Origin of the sequence: Pantoea sp. JK, from assembly GCF_026130245.1 — a bacterium.
In the GTDB taxonomy this organism is placed as follows: domain Bacteria; phylum Pseudomonadota; class Gammaproteobacteria; order Enterobacterales; family Enterobacteriaceae; genus Pantoea; species Pantoea trifolii.
The window spans coordinates 1-17,136 of record NZ_JAINFN010000013.1 but is presented as its reverse complement, the minus strand read 5'-3'; the positions used below and the strand labels follow the sequence as shown (position 1 = coordinate 17,136).

Below are 17,136 nucleotides of genomic sequence, written 5' to 3'. Positions count from 1 at the left end.
CCCTCTCCCGCCAGCGGGAGAGGGTTAGGGTGAGGGAAAAAATTACCCCGTATTACGCATACCCGCTGCAACACCCGCGATCGTCACCATCAGCGCTTGTTCTACACGCGCATCAGGCTCATCACCGCGCTCTTCCTGCGCACGCGAACGATGCAGCAGTTCAGCCTGCAACACGTTCAGCGGATCGGTATAGACGTTACGCAGCGCGATAGATTCAGCAATCCATGGTTGGTCAGCCATCAAATGCGCATCGTTGGCGATGGTCAGCACCGCTTTGATATCCGCATCCAGCTGATCGCGCAGCTGCTTGCCGAGCGGCCACAGTGATTTATCCACCAGACGCTGATCGTAATATTCCGCCAGCCACAGATCGGCTTTTGAGAACACCATCTCCAGCATGCCAAGACGTGTGGCGAAGAACGGCCATTCGCGGCACATGTTTTCCAGCTCATCCTGATGACCTTCATCCATCGCTTTCTGCAACGCGGCACCCGCGCCCAGCCAGGCGGGCAACATCAGGCGGTTCTGCGTCCAGGCGAAGATCCAGGGAATCGCACGCAGCGATTCCACACCGCCGGTTGGGCGACGTTTAGCCGGACGTGAACCCAGCGGCAATTTACCCAGCTCCTGCTCTGGCGTGGCCGAGCGGAAATAGGGCACGAAGTCCGGGTTTTCACGCACATAACCGCGATACATCGCACAGGAGTGCGCCGACAAACCGTTCATGATCTCCTGCCATTCGCGCTTTGGTTCCGGCGGTGGCAGCAGGTTGGCTTCCAGAATCGCACCGGTATACAGCGACAGGCTGGCGATGGTGACTTCTGGCAAACCGTATTTGAAGCGAATCATCTCGCCCTGTTCGGTCACGCGCAGGCCACCTTTCAGGCTGCCCGGCGGCTGTGACAACAGCGCCGCATGAGCTGGCGCGCCGCCACGACCGATTGAGCCGCCGCGTCCGTGGAACAGCGTCAGCGTAATGCCCGCGCTCTCGCAGGTTTTGATTAGCGCGTCCTGCGCCTGATATTGCGCCCAGCTGGCGGCCATTACACCGGCATCTTTCGCCGAGTCGGAATAGCCAATCATCACCATCTGTTTGCCGTTGATAAAGCCGCGATACCAGTCGATGTTCAACAACTGCGTCATCACGTCGTTGGCGTTGTTCAGGTCATCGAGGGTTTCGAACAGCGGCGCAACCGGCATGGCGTAAGGAATGCCGGCTTCTTTCAGCAGCAGATGCACGGCCAGCACGTCCGACGGGGTTTTCGCCATGGAGATCACGTAGGAAGCAATTGAACCCTGCGGCGCTTCGGCCACCACTTTGCAGGTATCCAGCACTTCACGCGTCTCATCGCCCGGTTCCCACTGATGCGGCAACAGCGGGCGCTTAGAATTCAGTTCGCGGATCAGGAAGGCTTGTTTATCCGCTTCTGACCAGCTTTCGTAATCACCAAGGCCGAGATAACGCGTTACTTCGGCAATCGCCTGGGTATGGCGGGTGCTCTCCTGACGGATATCGATACGCACCAGCGGCACGCCGAAACACTTCACGCGGCGCAGCGTGTCCAGCAGCTGGCCGTTGGCGATGATGCCCATGCCGCACTGTTGCAGAGATTGGTAGATAGCGAACAGCGGTTCCCACAGCTGATCGTTGGAGACCAGCAGATCGGCCGGACGCGGCAGGCGCTCGCCTTTCAGACGACGGCCAAGATAGGCTTGCGTGGTCATGAGCTGGCTGCGAATGCGCTTCAGCACCATACGGTACGGCTCGAGCGCTTCCGGATCGCCGCACAGCTCGCGTACTTCGTCGCTACATTCGGACATCGACAGCTCAGAAACCAGCACGCCGATATCGCGCAGGAACAGGTCCGCGGCTTTCCAGCGGCTCAGCTGCATCGCGTGGCGGGTAATCGGTGCGGTGACGTTCGGGTTGCCGTCACGGTCGCCGCCCATCCACGAGGTAAATTTAATCGGCACGAAATCGACCGGCAGCTTAATGTCAAAGGTCTCTTCAACTTGCTCGTTCAGCTCACGTAGGAAGGCGGGCACGCCTTGCCACAGGCTGTTCTCCACCACGGCAAAGCCCCATTTGGCTTCATCGATTGGCGTTGGACGGTATTTGCGGATTTCGTCGGTGTGCCACGCTTGTGCCACCAACTGGCGCAGACGGCGCATCACCTGCGTGCGCTCGTAATCGGAAATGTCGCTGTGATCGAGTTGCTGCAAGCAGCTGTTCACTTCGCCCAGCATATGGATCAGCGTGCGGCGGGTAATTTCGGTGGGGTGCGCAGTCAGCACAAGCTCCAGTGAAAGCTCTTCAATTGACTGACGGATTGCCGCTTCGCTGATATCGCCTTGCTGTTTCAGGCGCTCGAAAGTCTTTTTCAGCAGTTCAGGATGGTTCGCGCCATCACCGCTCCGCGAAATGGTTTGGTACTGTTCAGCGACGTTGGTGAGATTAAGGAACTGGCTAAAGGCACGCGCCACCGGCAGCAGCTCGTCATTCGACAGATTTTGCAGCGTGGTCAGCAGTTCCTGACGATGGGTGTCATTTCCCGCACGGGATGACTTAGAGAGTTTACGGATGGTCTCCACCTGGTCGAGGATGTTCTCTCCTAGTGCATCCTTAATCGTATCCCCGAGCAGTTTGCCGAGCATACTGACATTACTTCGCATTGCGGAATATTGTTCGTTCATTGGACCCTGACACCCTCATCATCTTTTTAAATATCCCCACGGGAATGATTTACCCACGGGCATAACATCGTCTTTTATCTAGCCACGTATCTTCCTGCACGTCAATTGCCTTAAATCTACGTAAATGTGCTGCTAAATGGCGGAAATTCAAAGAATTTGCTTGCAGCGAAGCGAGATAAGTTATTCTTATTATCAAATCCCGAACAATGACGGGGCAATTTGCTGATTTAACAGTGAAATGCCCCATCTGTTGTTCATCAATGACAAAAATGCTGCACGACTTGAGTGATAAGCGCATGAGTCGGCTTGATAAATGCGGTATCAATAAACTCATCAGGTTGGTGGGCTTGATTGATAGATCCCGGGCCTAAAACCAGCGTTGGGCACAATTGCTGGATAAAAGGCGCTTCAGTGCAATAGTTTACCACTTCGGTTGGCACGCCCAGCAGCTTCTCCACCACTTGCACCAGCTCATGATCGGCCGGGCATTCGTAGCCTGGAATCGGCGGATGCAGTTCGCCCACGGTTAATCGTCCTGGCCAGCGTGCACTCACCGGTGCCAGCGCGTCATTCAGTAAACCATCCAAATCGCTCAGGGTTAAGCCCGGCAGCGGACGAATATCCATATGCAATTCACAGCAGGCGCAAATGCGGTTGGCGGCATCGCCACCATGAATATGGCCGAAGTTCATGGTTGGATAAGGAATGGCAAACCCATCGTGGTTGTAGCGCTCTTTCAGCGTGTTACGCAGCTGCATCAGTTGGGTGATGGATTCATGCATCAGCTCAATGGCGTTGACGCCGCGTGACGGATCGCTGGAGTGGCCCGATTGTCCCTGAATACGAATCACATTCGACAGATGACCTTTGTGCGCGCGTACTGGCTTGAGCGAGGTTGGCTCGCCGATGATGGCGCAATCCGGACGCAGTTGCGTTGATTCAGAGAAATACTTCGCGCCCGCCATGGTGGTCTCTTCATCGGCGGTGGCGAGGATGTAGAGCGGCTTGCTGAGTTTGGTCACGTCAACGTCACGCAGCGCATCCAGAATAAAGGCAAAGAAGCCTTTCATATCGGCGGTGCCCAGGCCGTACAGCTTGTTGTCGTGTTCCGTCAGCGTGAAGGGATCGCGCGTCCAGCGGCCATCATCATAGGGAACGGTGTCAGTATGACCGGCCAGTAACAGGCCGCCTGCGCCCAATCCGCTGCGCGCCAGCATGTTGAATTTATGCCGCGTGCCAGGTACCGGCTGCACTTCTACACTGAAGCCAATATCGCGGAACCAGCCGGCCAGCAAATTGATTAAAGTTTCATTACTCTGATCCAGTGCGCTATCGGTTGCGCTGATTGATGGCGTGGCAATCAACTGGCGGTAGAGTTCGATAAAAGGTGGTAATTTTGTCTTCACTGTTGACGGTCCTTGGGTTAGGATGTATCAATATTCATGCATTAATAGTGAATAAAAATACAATAACGTCGCTTGCATGTGAAGCATCAAATCTTCTGCAAACGGCATTCTGGGCAACGGGGCAAGGCCGCGACCCGATACGTGACTGTAATAAGGTATACAGCCTGATGTTGAATACGCTGATCGTTGGTGCCAGTGGTTACGCTGGCGTAGAGCTTGCCACCTACCTGAATCGCCATCCGCATATGAACATAACCGCTTTGGCGGTTTCAGCGCAAAGCCCGGATGCTGGAAAGTTATTGTCGGATTTGCATCCGCAGCTCAAAGGCATTGTCGATTTGCCGCTGCAGCCGCTGAGCGATGCCGCTGAATGGGCCGACAAAGTGGATGTGGTGTTCCTCGCCACCGCCCATGAAGTCAGCCACGATCTGGCACCTGAATTCCTCAAAGCCGGTTGCGTGGTGTTCGATCTCTCCGGCGCATTCCGCGTAAACGACGACGCTTTCTATACCCAATATTACGGTTTCAGCCATCAGCATCAGGATTGGCTGGATAAGGCGGTTTACGGCCTGGCCGAATGGCAGCACGACAAAATTAAAGATGCGGAGCTGGTTGCGGTGCCGGGTTGCTACCCAACCGCCGCCCAGCTTTCGCTGAAGCCGCTGATCGCAGCGGGCCTGCTTAGCGACGCACAGTGGCCAGTGATCAATGCCACCAGTGGCGTGAGCGGTGCAGGGCGCAAAGCCAACGTTGGCACCAGCTTCTGTGAAGTGAGCTTGCAGCCGTACGGCCTGTTTAATCACCGTCATCATCCGGAAATCGTGGCACATCTCGGTACGCCGGTGATCTTTACGCCACATCTGGGCAGCTTCCCGCGCGGTATTTTGTCGACCACGACCTGCCGCCTGAAAGCGGGCGTGACGCAACAGGATGTGGCGGATGCCTTCCATAATGCATACCACGACAAACCGCTGGTGCGCGTGTATGACAAAGGCGTACCGGCGCTGAAAGCGGTGGTCGGTTTGCCGTTCTGCGACATCGGCTTCGCCATGCAAGGCGAGCACCTGATTGTGGTGGCTGCCGAAGATAACCTGCTGAAAGGCGCCTCATCGCAGGCGGTTCAGTGTTTGAACATTCGTTTCGGCTTCCCCGAAACGCTGTCTTTGATTTAACGAACGGATAACGCAATGAATCCATTGATCATTAAACTGGGTGGCGTGCTGCTGGATAGCGAAGAAGCGCTGGCCCGTCTGTTTGATGCCCTGCTGGCGTACCGCAATGAACATCAGCGTCCGCTGATCATTGTGCACGGCGGTGGTTGCGTGGTGGACGAGCTGATGAAGAAGCTCGCGCTGCCGGTGAAAAAGAAGAACGGTTTGCGCGTGACGCCAGCCGATCAGATTGACATTATTACCGGTGCATTAGCCGGTACCGCCAACAAAACACTGCTGGCGTGGGCGAAGAAATACGGCATCGGCGCAGTCGGTTTGTGCCTCGGCGATGCCGGTTTGGTTAATGTGGCGCAGTTCGATGAAGAGCTGGGACACGTTGGCAACGCGACGCCTGGCAATCCTGCGCTGGTGAACACGCTGCTGGCGGCGGGCTACATGCCGGTGATCAGCTCGATTGGCATCACCGACGGCGGCGAGTTGATGAACGTCAACGCTGACCAGGCGGCGACTGCGCTGGCGGCGACCGTCGGTGCCGATTTAGTGTTGTTGTCTGACGTTAGCGGCATTCTCGACGGCAAAGGTCAGCGCATCGAAGAGATGACCGCCGCGAAAGCGGAACAGCTGATTGCGCAGGGCATCATCACCGATGGCATGATCGTGAAAGTGAACGCGGCGCTTGATGCCGCCCGCACGCTCGGTCGCCCGGTCGATATCGCCAGCTGGCGTCATGCTGAACAACTGCCAACCCTTTTCAACGGCGTGTCGATTGGCACCCGGATTCTCGCATAATCAAGGATTAAGACATGAGCACGCAAAACATCAAAAAAATCGTTCTGGCCTACTCAGGCGGTCTGGATACTTCAGCCATCATTCCATGGTTGAAAGAGAACTACGGCGGCTGTGAAGTGGTGGCGTTCGTGGCGAACATTGGCCAGGATCCGGCAGATTTAGAAGGCGTTGAGAAGAAAGCGCTGCAGTCAGGTGCGTCTGAGTGCCACGTGGCCGATCTGCGTGAAGAGTTCATCAGCGAATACGTTTATCCGGTACTGCAGACTGGCGCTCTGTACGAAGGCACTTATCTGCTGGGTACCTCAATGGCGCGTCCGATTATCGCCAAAGCGCAGGTTGAGCTGGCACTGAAAGTGGGCGCAGATGCGCTGTGCCACGGCGCAACCGGTAAAGGTAACGATCAGGTGCGTTTCGAAACTACCTACACCGCGCTGGCACCACAGCTGAAAGTGGTTGCACCATGGCGTGAATGGGACCTGCGTTCACGTGAGGCGCTGCTGGATTACCTGAAAGAGCGCAATATCCCGACCACTGCGTCGCTGGAAAAAATCTACAGCCGTGACGAGAACGCATGGCACATCTCTACCGAAGGCGGCGTGCTGGAAAGCCCAGCTAACGCACCAAACAAAGATTGCTGGGTGTGGACCGTTGATCCGCTGGAAGCGCCAGATCAGCCAGAAAACGTCACCGTTACCGTTGAGAAAGGTCGCGTTGTCGCAGTGAACGGCGAGAAGCTGAGCCCGTTCCAGTGCCTGGAAAAACTCAACGTGCTGGGTGCGAAACACGGCGTGGGTCGTATCGACATCGTGGAAAACCGTCTGGTAGGCATCAAGTCTCGCGGCTGCTACGAAACCCCGGGCGGCACCATCATGGTGAATGCACTGCGTGCGGTTGAACAGCTGGTGCTGGATCGCGATAGCTTCAAATGGCGCGAGCAGCTGGGCCATGAAATGTCTTACGTGGTTTACGATGGCCGCTGGTTCGCGCCGCTGCGCAAATCCATCCAGGCCGCTGCTGAATCACTGGCAGAAGAGGTGAACGGCGAAGTGGTACTGCAGCTGTACAAAGGCCAGGCTACGGCGATTCAGAAAACCTCTGCTAACAGCCTGTACTCAGAAGAGTTCGCCACCTTTGGCGAAGACGAAGTGTACGATCACCGTCACGCGGGCGGCTTTATCCGCTTGTTCTCGCTCTCTTCACGCATTCGCGCGCTGAACGAGCAGAAGAAGTAATACCGCGGCAATCGACATATTTTGCAAGGGCGGCTTCGGGCCGCCTTTTCTATAACGGATTCAGGAGTAATTCAGATGGCACTTTGGGGCGGACGTTTTTCGCAGGCAGCAGACCAACGGTTCAAACAGTTCAACGACTCGCTGCGTTTTGACTATCGCCTGGCCGAGCAGGACATTACCGGCTCGATTGCCTGGTCAAAAGCGCTGGTGACGGTCAACGTGCTGACCAATGAAGAGCAGCAACAGCTGGAAAGCGCGTTGAATGAACTGCTGGCCGAGGTACGCGCCAATCCTGAGCAGATTCTGCAAAGCGATGCGGAAGATATTCACAGCTGGGTGGAAGGCAAGCTGATCGATAAAGTCGGCGCGCTGGGCAAGAAATTGCACACCGGACGTAGCCGTAACGATCAGGTCGCGACCGATCTGAAACTGTGGTGCAAAGAGCAGGTTGCCGTGCTGCTGGAGGCGACGCGCGAACTGCAATCGGCGCTGGTCGCTACGGCAGAAGCCAATCAGGACGCGGTGATGCCGGGTTATACGCACCTGCAGCGTGCGCAGCCGGTGACTTTCGCACATTGGTGCCTGGCGTACGTTGAGATGCTGGCGCGTGACGAGAGCCGTTTGCAGGATGCACTGAAGCGTATGGATGTCAGTCCGCTGGGCTGCGGCGCGCTGGCCGGTACCGCTTACGAGATCGATCGTCAGCAGCTGGCCGGCTGGTTAGGTTTTGCTTCTGCCACGCGTAACAGCCTCGATACCGTTTCCGATCGCGATCACGTGCTGGAGCTGCTGTCAGACGCCTCGATTGGTATGGTGCATCTGTCACGCTTTGCCGAAGACCTGATCTTCTTCAACACTGGTGAAGCGGGCTTCCTTGAGCTGTCTGATAAAGTCACTTCCGGCTCTTCGCTGATGCCGCAGAAGAAAAACCCGGATGCGCTGGAGCTGATCCGTGGCAAATGTGGCCGTGTGCAGGGCGCATTGACCGGCATGATGATGACGCTGAAAGGTCTGCCGCTGGCGTATAACAAAGATATGCAGGAAGACAAAGAAGGGCTGTTCGATGCGCTTGATACCTGGCTCGATTGCCTGCATATGTCGGTGCTGGTGCTGGACGGCATTCAGGTAAAACGTCCGCGTTGCCAGGAAGCCGCTGAGCAGGGCTACGCTAATTCGACCGAGCTGGCCGATTATCTGGTGGCAAAAGGCGTTCCGTTCCGCGAAGCGCACCACATTGTCGGTGAAACCGTGGTGGAAGCGATCAAGCAAGGCGTGGCGCTGGAAGCGCTCACTCTGGCGCAGTTGCAGCAGTTCAGTGCGGTGATTGAGGATGACGTGTATCCGATCCTGTCGCTGCAATCCTGTCTCGATAAGCGTAATGCGCAGGGCGGCGTATCGCCTCAGCAGGTCGCCTTCGCCATCGGCGAAGCGCAGAAGCGTTTAGGTTAATGTCTTGGTAGGGTCGCCATTCATGGCGACCAATAAATCCAACGCAAAAAAAGCGGGCACCTCTTCGGTAGCCCGCCAACCTCTAGCTTCGGAATTACATTTTGTTATAGGCACATCATCAAGGGCAGGCCACTCCCGGCCAGCACAGTGATTTGTTTTAAGCAGTTTGCAGGTTCTGCTCCAGATCATGTTGATGCGCGCATTATTCCCGCTCACGCCTTGATAGGGCCAATCGTTCATTGCTATTCTATCTATCGCCACGGGCTATCGTGGTTTGGAGGATTTTAATGAATATTCGTGATCTCGAATACCTGGTTTCACTTGCGGAGCATCGCCATTTCCGGCGCGCAGCTGACGCATGTCATGTCAGCCAACCCACCTTAAGTGGACAGATTCGTAAGCTGGAAGATGAACTTGGTGTGATGCTGCTGGAGCGTACCAGTCGTAAGGTGTTGTTTACTCAGGCTGGACTGTTGCTGGTGGACCAAGCGCGAACCGTGCTGCGCGAAGTGAAAGTGTTGAAGGAGATGGCGAGCCAACAGGGCGAAGCGATGTCTGGACCGCTGCACATTGGTTTGATTCCAACCACCGGGCCGTATCTGCTGCCGCACATCATCCCGATGCTGCACAAAACCTTCCCCAAACTCGAAATGTACCTGCACGAAGCGCAGACGCAGCAACTGTTGGCACAGCTCGACAGCGGCAAACTGGACTGCGCCATCGTGGCGTTGGTGAAAGAGAGTGAAGCCTTTATTGAGGTGCCACTGTTTGATGAGCCAATGACGCTGGCGGTGTATGCCGATCATCCGTGGCGCGATCGCGATCGCGTGCCAATGTCGGATCTGGCCGGTGAGAAATTGCTGATGCTGGAAGATGGGCACTGCCTGCGCGATCAGGCGATGGGCTTCTGCTTCGAAGCCGGTGCCGATGAAGATACGCACTTCCGCGCCACCAGTTTAGAAACGCTGCGCAACATGGTTGCCGCCGGAAGCGGCATTACCTTGCTGCCTGCGCTGTCCGTGCCGAATGAACGCGAACGTGATGGCGTCTGCTATTTGCCGTGCTACAAGCCTGTTCCACAGCGCACCATCGCGTTGGTCTATCGTCCAGGATCGCCTCTGCGCAGCCGCTATGAGCAGTTGGCAGAAGCAATCAAAACCCACATGAAGGGTTATCTGGATACCTCGTTAAAACAGGCGGTTTAAGCCGTTTAACGCTGCCACACGATAGGCTTCGGCCATGGTGGGATAGTTGAAGGTGGTATTCACGAAGTACTCAATCGTGTTGCCGCCGTTCTTCTGTTCCATGATGGCCTGGCCGATGTGAATGATCTCCGCAGCACGCTCGCCAAAGCAGTGAATCCCTAAAATCTCTTTGGTTTCGCGGTGGAACAGAATCTTCAGGCTGCCGACGTGCATACCAACAATCTGCGCACGCGCCAGATGTTTGAACTGCGCACGGCCCACTTCATACGGCACTTTCATCGCCGTCAGCTGCTGTTCGGTTTTACCCACGGAGCTGATCTCCGGAATGGTGTAAATCCCGGTTGGAATATCCTCGATCAGATGCGCGGTGGCTTCACCTTTGATGATCGCCTGCGCGGCGATGCGGCCCTGATCGTAAGCAGCAGAGGCCAGGCTTGGATAACCAATCACGTCACCGACCGCGTAAATATGCGGCAGCGCGGTTTGATACATGCTGTTCACTTTCAACAGGCCACGACCATCCGCTTCCAGTCCTACGTTTTCCAGCGCCAGTGAATCGGTGTTACCGGTTCGACCGTTTGCGTACAGCAGGCAATCGGCTTTCACTTTTTTGCCTGATTTAAGGTGAATAATCACCCCGTCATCGACGCCTTCAATCTTCTCGAACTCTTCGTTGTGACGAATCACCACGCCGCTGTTCCAGAAGTGATAGGAGAGGGAATCTGACATCTCCTGATCGAGGAACGCCAGCAGACGGTCGCGGGTGTTGATCAGGTCAACCTTGACGTTCAGGCCGCGGAAAATCGAGGCATATTCACAGCCAATCACGCCGGCGCCGTAAATGATGACGTGGCCAGGTTCATGGTGCAGGTTGAGGATGGAGTCGGAATCGTAAACGCGTGGATGGGTAAAATCGACATCCGCTGGATGATACGGACGAGAACCGCAGGCAATAACGAATTTCTCAGCGGTTAAGCGCTCGCGGGTGCCGTCGGGTTGTTCCACTTCGATAGTGTTGGCATCAACAAATCGGGCATCGCCCTGATAAAGTTCACAGCGGTTGCGCTCGTAGAAACCCTGACGCATCGCGGTTTGCTGACTGATCACGTTCTCGGTGTGGTTGAGAATGTCGGCGAATGAGGAGCGCAGGAGTCGAGTGTGATCGCTGTAAAGTGGGTTTTGATTGAACTCGATGATACGGCTGACAGCGTGACGCAAGGCTTTGGAAGGGATGGTTCCCCAGTGAGTACAACCGCCGCCGATGTTGTGGTAGCGTTCGATCACTGCAATACGCGCTCCCTGCTTCACCAGCCCCATCGCCGCACCTTCGCCGCCCGGACCGGAGCCAATCACAATGGCATCGTAATCGTAAGACTTTTGCATACCAGTACGTCCTATTTTTTTATCACATTTTTACAACGAGATTCTAACATCTCGCCGCGCACATCTGAATTCTAACAGCGTAAATTGCTGAAGTTTGACAAAGCGTGAGGTTCACAGGCGTTCACAAAGTTTGCACCGCTGTACGCTGAAAAGTTTGTTATAGTGCCTGCCAAATCACCTAAAAGGCCGGGAAAATGGGCGTCAGAGCGCTACAAAAAGAACGTACACGACGTTCACTGATTGAAGCTGCCTTCAGTCAGTTAAGTGCAGAAAGGAGTTTTGCCAGCCTGAGTTTGCGCGAAGTTGCACGCGAAGCGGGGATTGCACCGACCTCATTTTATCGTCACTTCCGCGATGTCGACGAGCTGGGCTTGACCATGGTAGACGAAAGCGGCTTGATGCTGCGCCAGTTAATGCGTCAGGCGCGCCAGCGTATTGCCAAGGGCGGCAGCATCATCAAAACCTCGGTGGCAACTTTTATGGAGTTCATCGGGAACAATCCCAACGCTTTTCGGCTCTTACTACGCGAGCGTTCCGGAACCTCGGCGGCATTTCGTGCCGCCGTTGCCCGTGAGATTCAGCACTTCATCGCCGAACTGGCCGATTACCTTGAGCTGGAAAATCGCATGCCGCGCAGCTTCACCGAAGCGCAGGCCGAAGCGATGGTGACGATTGTGTTTAGCGCGGGTGCCGAAGCGCTGGACGTTGATATTGAGCAGCGCCGCAAGCTGGAGGATCGATTAGTGCTGCAGTTGCGCATGATCGCCAAAGGCGCTTATTACTGGTATCGCCGGGAGCAAGAGCGCCTGGCAGTTACCCTGGAAAAACCCGAAGAGTAATGTGATAAGGATAATGAAATGATTCAGCAAAACCCACGCGATAAAGGAACGCTTTTATTGGCTTTTATCACCGGTTTAGCGATCAACGGCTCCTTTTCGGTGCTGTTCAGCACGTTTGTTCCCTTTTCGATATTCCCACTGATCGCGCTTGGCCTCGCGGCCTGGTGTCTGCATCAGCGTTATCTCAACCGCAATATGCCAGACGGCATGCCTTCACTGGCGGCGGCGTTCTTTCTGCTGGGTATTTTGGTTTATAGCGCGCTGGTGCGGGCTGAATATCCGGATATCGGCTCCAACTTCATCCCGACCATTCTGATGGTAGCGCTGGTGTTCTGGATTGGTATGCGTTTCCGCCGCGCGAAGAGCAAGCAGTAAAAAAACGGGAACCTTGAGGGTTCCCGTTTTTGTTTAGGCTTTCAGCGTCAGCAGCACGCCACATTCCATATGATAGGTATACGGGAACTGATCGAACAGCGCCAGACGCGTGACATCATGCGTTTCTCCCAGCACCGCGAGGTTGTCGCACAGGGTTTGCGGGTTGCAGGAGATATAAAGGATGCGCGGATACGCCTGCACCATCTTCACGGTTTCCTCATCCAGCCCGCTGCGCGGCGGATCGACAAAAATGGTTTCGCACTGATAGCTCTTCAGGTCGATGCCTTCTAAACGATTGAAGCTGCGTACGCCCGTCATCGCCTGAGTAAACTCTTCGGCGGCCATACGAATAATCTGCACGTTATCAATCTGGTTGGCGGCAATGTTGTATTGCGCGGACGCGACTGACGGCTTGGCAATCTCGGTGGCCAGCACGCGGCGGAAGTTACGCGCCAGCGCCAGCGAGAAGTTGCCGTTACCGCAATAGAGTTCCAGCAGATCGCCACGCGAATCCTGCGTCACGTCCAGCGCCCACTCCAGCATCTGAATATTCATCGCCGCGTTTGGCTGGGTGAAGCTGTTCTCCACCTGACGATAAATCATCTCTTTACCGGCAACCGGCAGACGTTCATCAACGTAATCGCGATCGAGGCAGATTTTGGTTTTGGTGGCGCGGCCAATCAGCTGCACGTCAAAGCCTTCGGCACGCAGGCTATCACGCAGGGCGCTGGCGGCGGCGGTCCACTCCTCTTCCAGCTTGCGGTGATAGAGCAGCGAGATGACGATCTGGTTGCTCATCGTCGACAGGTAATCGATCTGGAATAGCTTAAAACGCAGCGCGCGGTTGTCGCGGATCGCCGCGATCAGTTTTGGCATCAGCTGGTTGATCAATTCACTGGCCGCCGGGAATTGATCGACGCGGATACGTTGCTTGGTCTGTTGATCAAAGATGATGTGGTAGAGATCGTCACCGTCGTGCCAGATGCGGAATTCGGCACGCATCCGATAGTGGCTGACCGGCGAACGGAACACCTCCACGTCGGGCGCAGCAAAGGGCACCATCATCGCCTGTAAGCGGCTGACTTTTTCCGCCAGTTGCGCGTCGTATTGTTCAATCGGGAGCTGTTCGGGTGTCATCTTTAATCCTGGTAATAAGCTGGCTTGCCGGGCGATTGTAGGCATTCAACTGCTGATGTCCAGCCCTGCGGAAAACAAGATGGCTGGAAGTCTGGATTTCCGGCCTTCCTGGCCGTAGACTGCGCCTGCCGGCCTCCTTGAGTTAAAAGGGAATCCAGTGTGAATCTGGAGCTGACGCGCAGCGGTAAAGAATGTCGTGGTGATGGCACTGATAAACACTGTCCTGCCGGATGGGAAGTTTTTCACCATTTATGATTCTCAGCCCGAAGACCTGCCGGTGTAACGTCGCAATACATACGACCATCGCGAGCTATTGGTTGTAGTCGTGCGGCATCCTGCTTCGTCTTTTGGATGCTATAACAATGAAAAAAACACATGCTTCGCTGTTTGCCTTCAGTGCAACGGCGTTGTCTCTCTGGGCGCAATTTGGCTACGCGCAGCAGAATGATGATACGCAAATCGTTACCGCTAACCGCTTCGCACAGCCGGTCTCGTCGGTGCTGGCGCCAACTTCCGTGGTGACACGTGGAGATATTGATCGCTGGCAGTCAAAAACCCTGAGCGATGTGATGCGCCGTTTGCCGGGCGTGGATATCGCGCAGAATGGTGGTATGGGTCAGAGCAGTTCGCTGTTTATTCGAGGCACCAATTCCAGTCATGTTCTGGTGCTGATTGACGGTATTCGTCTCAATCAGGCCGGCGTTTCCGGTTCATCCGATCTCAGCCAGATTCCGCTTTCGCTGGTGCAACGCATCGAATATGTGCGTGGCGCGCGTTCGGCGGTGTATGGTTCGGATGCGATTGGTGGAGTCATCAACATTATTACCGGCCGCGATAAACCAGGCACAACGTTGACCGCTGGTGTGGGTTCGAACGGTTATCAGAGTTATGAAGGTTCAACGCAGCAACAGTTGGGTGATGCCACCAGGCTGACCATGGCCGGTAATTACACCTACACCCGAGGCTACGATGTGGTGGCCAACTTACCTGATGTGTATGGCGATCCGGCACAAAAAGACCGCGATGGTTTCATGAGCAAGTCGCTGTATGGATCGCTGGAACATCAATTTAGCGACGAGCTGAGTGGCTTCTTCCGCGGTTACGGTTTTGATAACCGTACGGCCTATGACGGCACTTACAGTTATGACAGCAGTTTCAATATCACCGGATTAAATGACACTCGTCAGCTATATAGCCAGACTTGGGATACCGGCCTGCGCTACAACCATGACATCTATTCCACTCAGCTGATTGCCAGCTACAGCCGCAGCAAAGATTACAACTATGATCCACGCACTGGCCGTTATGGTCCGGCGACCATACTGGATGACAGTAAGCAATATAACCTGCAATGGGGCAATACCTTCCAGGTTGGGCAAGGCACCGTCAGCGGCGGCGTAGACTGGCAGAAACAGACTACCGAGCCGGGCACCGCGTATGTCACCCATAGCACTGAACTGCGCGATACCGGCATTTACGCCACTGCGCAGCAAAAGTTTGGCGATGTAACACTTGAAGGTGCGCTGCGTGGTGATGACAACAGTCAGTTTGGCTGGCACAGCACCTGGCAGGGTGGCGCATCCTGGGAGTTTGTTGACGGCTACAGCGTCTTCGCTAACTATGCGACCGCCTATAAAGCGCCGCGTCTTGGTCAGCTGTATGGTTCTTACGGCAACAGCGATTTGAAACCGGAAGAGAGTAAACAGTGGGAAGGTGGCTTTGAAGGTTTAACCGGGCCGGTCAGTTGGCGCGTGTCGGGTTATCGCAATGACATCGAAAATCTGATTGATAGCGATCCAAGCACTTTCATCTACTACAACATCGACAAAGTACGTATTAAAGGTGTTGAGGCTACGGCATCGTTCGATACCGGCCCGCTTAGCCATCAGATTTCTTACGATTATGTCGATGCGCGTGATGCTGAGACCAATCAGCAATTGGTGCGCCGTGCGAAGCAGCAGGTGAAGTATCAACTCGACTGGACGGTGTATGACTTCGACTGGTCTGTGACTTATCACTATCTCGGCGATCGTTTCGATACCGATTACAACCACTCTTATACCGCTGAACGCGTAAAATTAGGCGGCGTGAGTTTGTGGGATCTGGCAGTTTCGTATCCGGTCACATCACAGCTCACCGTTCGTGGTAGAATTGCCAACCTGTTCGATAAAGATTACGAGACAGTGTATGGCTATCCAACTCCAGGAACGGAGTATTACCTCAGCGCCAGCTACAGCTTCTGATCTACAACCCACCGTGCTGGTGTTTGACTCCGGCGTCGGTGGGCTGTCTGTCTATGATGAGGTCCGGCATTTACTGCCGGATCTTCACTATCTTTACGCCTTCGATAATGAAGGTTTCCCGTACGGCGAAAAATCCGAAGACTTTATTGTCGAGCGTGTAGTGGCGGTGGTGACGGCTATCACTCAGCGTTTTCCGCTTGCGCTGGTGATCATCGCCTGTAACTCAGCCAGTACCATCTCTTTGCCGGCTCTGCGTGAGCGCTTCGAATTCCCGGTTGTGGGTGTGGTGCCTGCGATTAAACCTGCTGCGCGTCTGACGCGTAACGGCGTGGTGGGATTACTGGCCACGCGTGGCACGGTGAAGCGTCCTTATACGCATGAGTTGGTGGCGCAATTTGCCCGGGACTGCAAAATCGAAATGCTCGGTTCTGCTGAGCTGGTGGAACTGGCGGAAGCCAAGCTGCATGGCGAAGATGTTGAACTGGCCGATGTGCGTCGCGCTGTGCAACCCTGGCTACGTATGAAAGAGCCGCCCGATACCGTGGTTCTCGGCTGTACGCATTTCCCTTTATTACGTGATGAGCTGCAATTGGTACTGCCGGAAGGGACAAGGTTGGTGGATTCGGGCGCGGCTATCGCGCGACGTACCGTTTGGTTATTAGAGCATGAAGCACCGCAGGCGGTTTCGTCCGGGCAGAATTTAGCGTTCTGTACACGTTTGGATGATGAAGTGACGAAATTGTCATCGATTTTGCAGCGTTATGGCTTCCCGTTGCTGGAAAAATTAGCAGTTTAGGGACGTTTCGACGAAAAAATCAGCACTCGGAAATTAATTTGAAATTAGCACTTGTCAGCCCCGAAGAAATCCCTATACTGCGCCTCCACTGACACGGAACAACGGCTTACGAAGCGATGTGTTCAGGAGGTAGCCTTCAAGGCAACCTTCAGAAAAGCAAAAATAAATGCTTGACTGAGAATGCGGAAAGCGTAATATACGCATCCCGCGCCGCTAGAGAAATCGCGGCATGCTCTTTAACAATTTATCAGACAATCTGTGTGGGCACTCGCAGGATTGATATCAGCGTCTTAGGACGCAACAAAATATCAAAGCCTCACGAGTGAACACATAATGAAATTCATTATGACGTTTTACAGATGAGCACCGCTGAACCTGTTTCAGCAAATCAAACTTAAATTGAAGAGTTTGATCAT

14 protein-coding genes and 1 riboswitch are annotated in these 17,136 nt (G+C 54.8%); of the genes, 9 read left to right on the top strand and 5 right to left on the bottom strand.

The window, feature by feature from the left end; translation table 11 throughout:
- Nucleotides 1-42 precede the first annotated feature (42 nt).
- Nucleotides 43-2,694 carry a phosphoenolpyruvate carboxylase gene (gene ppc / locus PanJK_RS22025; RefSeq protein ID WP_265302981.1) on the bottom strand — a complete coding sequence of 884 codons (2,652 nt, stop codon included), beginning with the start codon at nucleotides 2,692-2,694 and terminating at the stop codon, nucleotides 43-45.
- Nucleotides 2,695-2,951: 257 nt separating this feature from the next.
- The gene (gene argE, locus PanJK_RS22020) at nucleotides 2,952-4,100 is read right to left on the bottom strand and encodes an acetylornithine deacetylase (RefSeq protein WP_007885409.1); all 1,149 of its coding nucleotides are present in this window, start codon (nucleotides 4,098-4,100) and stop codon (nucleotides 2,952-2,954) included.
- 167 nt (nucleotides 4,101-4,267) lie between these two features.
- Between argE and argC the strand changes: the two genes are divergently transcribed.
- The 4 genes from argC (at nucleotide 4,268) to argH (ending at nucleotide 8,742) form a co-directional block, all read left to right on the top strand.
- Nucleotides 4,268-5,272 carry an N-acetyl-gamma-glutamyl-phosphate reductase gene (argC, locus tag PanJK_RS22015; RefSeq protein WP_222186068.1) on the top strand — a complete coding sequence of 335 codons (1,005 nt, stop codon included), beginning with the start codon at nucleotides 4,268-4,270 and terminating at the stop codon, nucleotides 5,270-5,272.
- A gap of 15 nt (nucleotides 5,273-5,287) precedes the next feature.
- Nucleotides 5,288-6,061 carry an acetylglutamate kinase gene (gene argB / locus PanJK_RS22010; protein ID WP_265302975.1) on the top strand — a complete coding sequence of 258 codons (774 nt, stop codon included), beginning with the start codon at nucleotides 5,288-5,290 and terminating at the stop codon, nucleotides 6,059-6,061.
- 14 nt (nucleotides 6,062-6,075) lie between these two features.
- The gene (locus PanJK_RS22005; RefSeq protein ID WP_179453191.1) at nucleotides 6,076-7,293 is read left to right on the top strand and encodes an argininosuccinate synthase; all 1,218 of its coding nucleotides are present in this window, start codon (nucleotides 6,076-6,078) and stop codon (nucleotides 7,291-7,293) included.
- Nucleotides 7,294-7,368: 75 nt separating this feature from the next.
- A complete protein-coding gene (gene argH / locus PanJK_RS22000; RefSeq protein WP_179453192.1) occupies nucleotides 7,369-8,742 on the top strand; it encodes an argininosuccinate lyase in 1,374 nt (457 codons plus the stop codon).
- Here argH and PanJK_RS21995 read toward each other — a convergent pair.
- The gene (locus tag PanJK_RS21995; RefSeq protein WP_265302971.1) at nucleotides 8,734-8,982 is read right to left on the bottom strand and encodes a hypothetical protein; all 249 of its coding nucleotides are present in this window, start codon (nucleotides 8,980-8,982) and stop codon (nucleotides 8,734-8,736) included. The two genes, argH and PanJK_RS21995, sit on opposite strands and share 9 nt — an antisense overlap.
- A 47-nt stretch (nucleotides 8,983-9,029) precedes the next feature.
- On the opposite strand from PanJK_RS21995, the gene oxyR reads away from it, so the two are divergent.
- Nucleotides 9,030-9,947 carry a DNA-binding transcriptional regulator OxyR gene (gene oxyR / locus PanJK_RS21990; protein ID WP_008109652.1) on the top strand — a complete coding sequence of 306 codons (918 nt, stop codon included), beginning with the start codon at nucleotides 9,030-9,032 and terminating at the stop codon, nucleotides 9,945-9,947.
- On the opposite strand, the gene sthA is transcribed toward oxyR, so the two are convergent.
- Nucleotides 9,930-11,330 carry a Si-specific NAD(P)(+) transhydrogenase gene (gene sthA, locus PanJK_RS21985; RefSeq protein WP_008109650.1) on the bottom strand — a complete coding sequence of 467 codons (1,401 nt, stop codon included), beginning with the start codon at nucleotides 11,328-11,330 and terminating at the stop codon, nucleotides 9,930-9,932. The two genes, oxyR and sthA, sit on opposite strands and share 18 nt — an antisense overlap.
- Before the next feature lie 194 nt (nucleotides 11,331-11,524).
- On the opposite strand from sthA, the gene fabR reads away from it, so the two are divergent.
- Nucleotides 11,525-12,169 carry an HTH-type transcriptional repressor FabR gene (gene fabR, locus PanJK_RS21980; protein WP_008109648.1) on the top strand — a complete coding sequence of 215 codons (645 nt, stop codon included), beginning with the start codon at nucleotides 11,525-11,527 and terminating at the stop codon, nucleotides 12,167-12,169.
- Nucleotides 12,170-12,187: 18 nt separating this feature from the next.
- Nucleotides 12,188-12,544 carry a YijD family membrane protein gene (locus PanJK_RS21975; RefSeq protein ID WP_265302966.1) on the top strand — a complete coding sequence of 119 codons (357 nt, stop codon included), beginning with the start codon at nucleotides 12,188-12,190 and terminating at the stop codon, nucleotides 12,542-12,544.
- Between the two features lie 33 nt (nucleotides 12,545-12,577).
- On the opposite strand, the gene trmA is transcribed toward PanJK_RS21975, so the two are convergent.
- Nucleotides 12,578-13,681: a tRNA (uridine(54)-C5)-methyltransferase TrmA gene (gene trmA / locus PanJK_RS21970; RefSeq protein WP_265302964.1), complete on the bottom strand. Its 1,104-nt coding sequence runs from the start codon at nucleotides 13,679-13,681 to the stop codon at nucleotides 12,578-12,580.
- 112 nt (nucleotides 13,682-13,793) lie between these two features.
- Nucleotides 13,794-13,975, top strand: a riboswitch (cobalamin riboswitch).
- 68 nt (nucleotides 13,976-14,043) lie between these two features.
- On the opposite strand from trmA, the gene btuB reads away from it, so the two are divergent.
- Nucleotides 14,044-15,924: a TonB-dependent vitamin B12 receptor BtuB gene (gene btuB / locus PanJK_RS21965; RefSeq protein ID WP_265302961.1), complete on the top strand. Its 1,881-nt coding sequence runs from the start codon at nucleotides 14,044-14,046 to the stop codon at nucleotides 15,922-15,924.
- A complete protein-coding gene (gene murI, locus PanJK_RS21960; protein WP_265302959.1) occupies nucleotides 15,869-16,720 on the top strand; it encodes a glutamate racemase in 852 nt (283 codons plus the stop codon). Before btuB ends, murI begins: the two co-directional genes overlap by 56 nt.
- The last annotated feature ends 416 nt before the right edge of the window (nucleotides 16,721-17,136 follow it).

What these genes read in the sequence shown, in the direction of transcription:
- oxyR (WP_008109652.1), top strand. Translation starts at nt 9,030, where the DNA reads ATGAATATTCGTGATCTCGAATACCTGGTTTCACTTGCGGAGCATCGC.
- fabR (WP_008109648.1), top strand. Translation starts at nt 11,525, where the DNA reads ATGGGCGTCAGAGCGCTACAAAAAGAACGTACACGACGTTCACTGATT.
- murI (WP_265302959.1), top strand. Translation starts at nt 15,869, where the DNA reads ATGGCTATCCAACTCCAGGAACGGAGTATTACCTCAGCGCCAGCTACA.
- btuB (WP_265302961.1), top strand. Translation starts at nt 14,044, where the DNA reads ATGAAAAAAACACATGCTTCGCTGTTTGCCTTCAGTGCAACGGCGTTG.
- PanJK_RS21995 (WP_265302971.1), bottom strand. Translation starts at nt 8,982, where the DNA reads ATGAACGATTGGCCCTATCAAGGCGTGAGCGGGAATAATGCGCGCATC.
- PanJK_RS22005 (WP_179453191.1), top strand. Translation starts at nt 6,076, where the DNA reads ATGAGCACGCAAAACATCAAAAAAATCGTTCTGGCCTACTCAGGCGGT.
- PanJK_RS21975 (WP_265302966.1), top strand. Translation starts at nt 12,188, where the DNA reads ATGATTCAGCAAAACCCACGCGATAAAGGAACGCTTTTATTGGCTTTT.
- argC (WP_222186068.1), top strand. Translation starts at nt 4,268, where the DNA reads ATGTTGAATACGCTGATCGTTGGTGCCAGTGGTTACGCTGGCGTAGAG.
- trmA (WP_265302964.1), bottom strand. Translation starts at nt 13,681, where the DNA reads ATGACACCCGAACAGCTCCCGATTGAACAATACGACGCGCAACTGGCG.
- argB (WP_265302975.1), top strand. Translation starts at nt 5,288, where the DNA reads ATGAATCCATTGATCATTAAACTGGGTGGCGTGCTGCTGGATAGCGAA.
- ppc (WP_265302981.1), bottom strand. Translation starts at nt 2,694, where the DNA reads ATGAACGAACAATATTCCGCAATGCGAAGTAATGTCAGTATGCTCGGC.
- sthA (WP_008109650.1), bottom strand. Translation starts at nt 11,330, where the DNA reads ATGCAAAAGTCTTACGATTACGATGCCATTGTGATTGGCTCCGGTCCG.
- argH (WP_179453192.1), top strand. Translation starts at nt 7,369, where the DNA reads ATGGCACTTTGGGGCGGACGTTTTTCGCAGGCAGCAGACCAACGGTTC.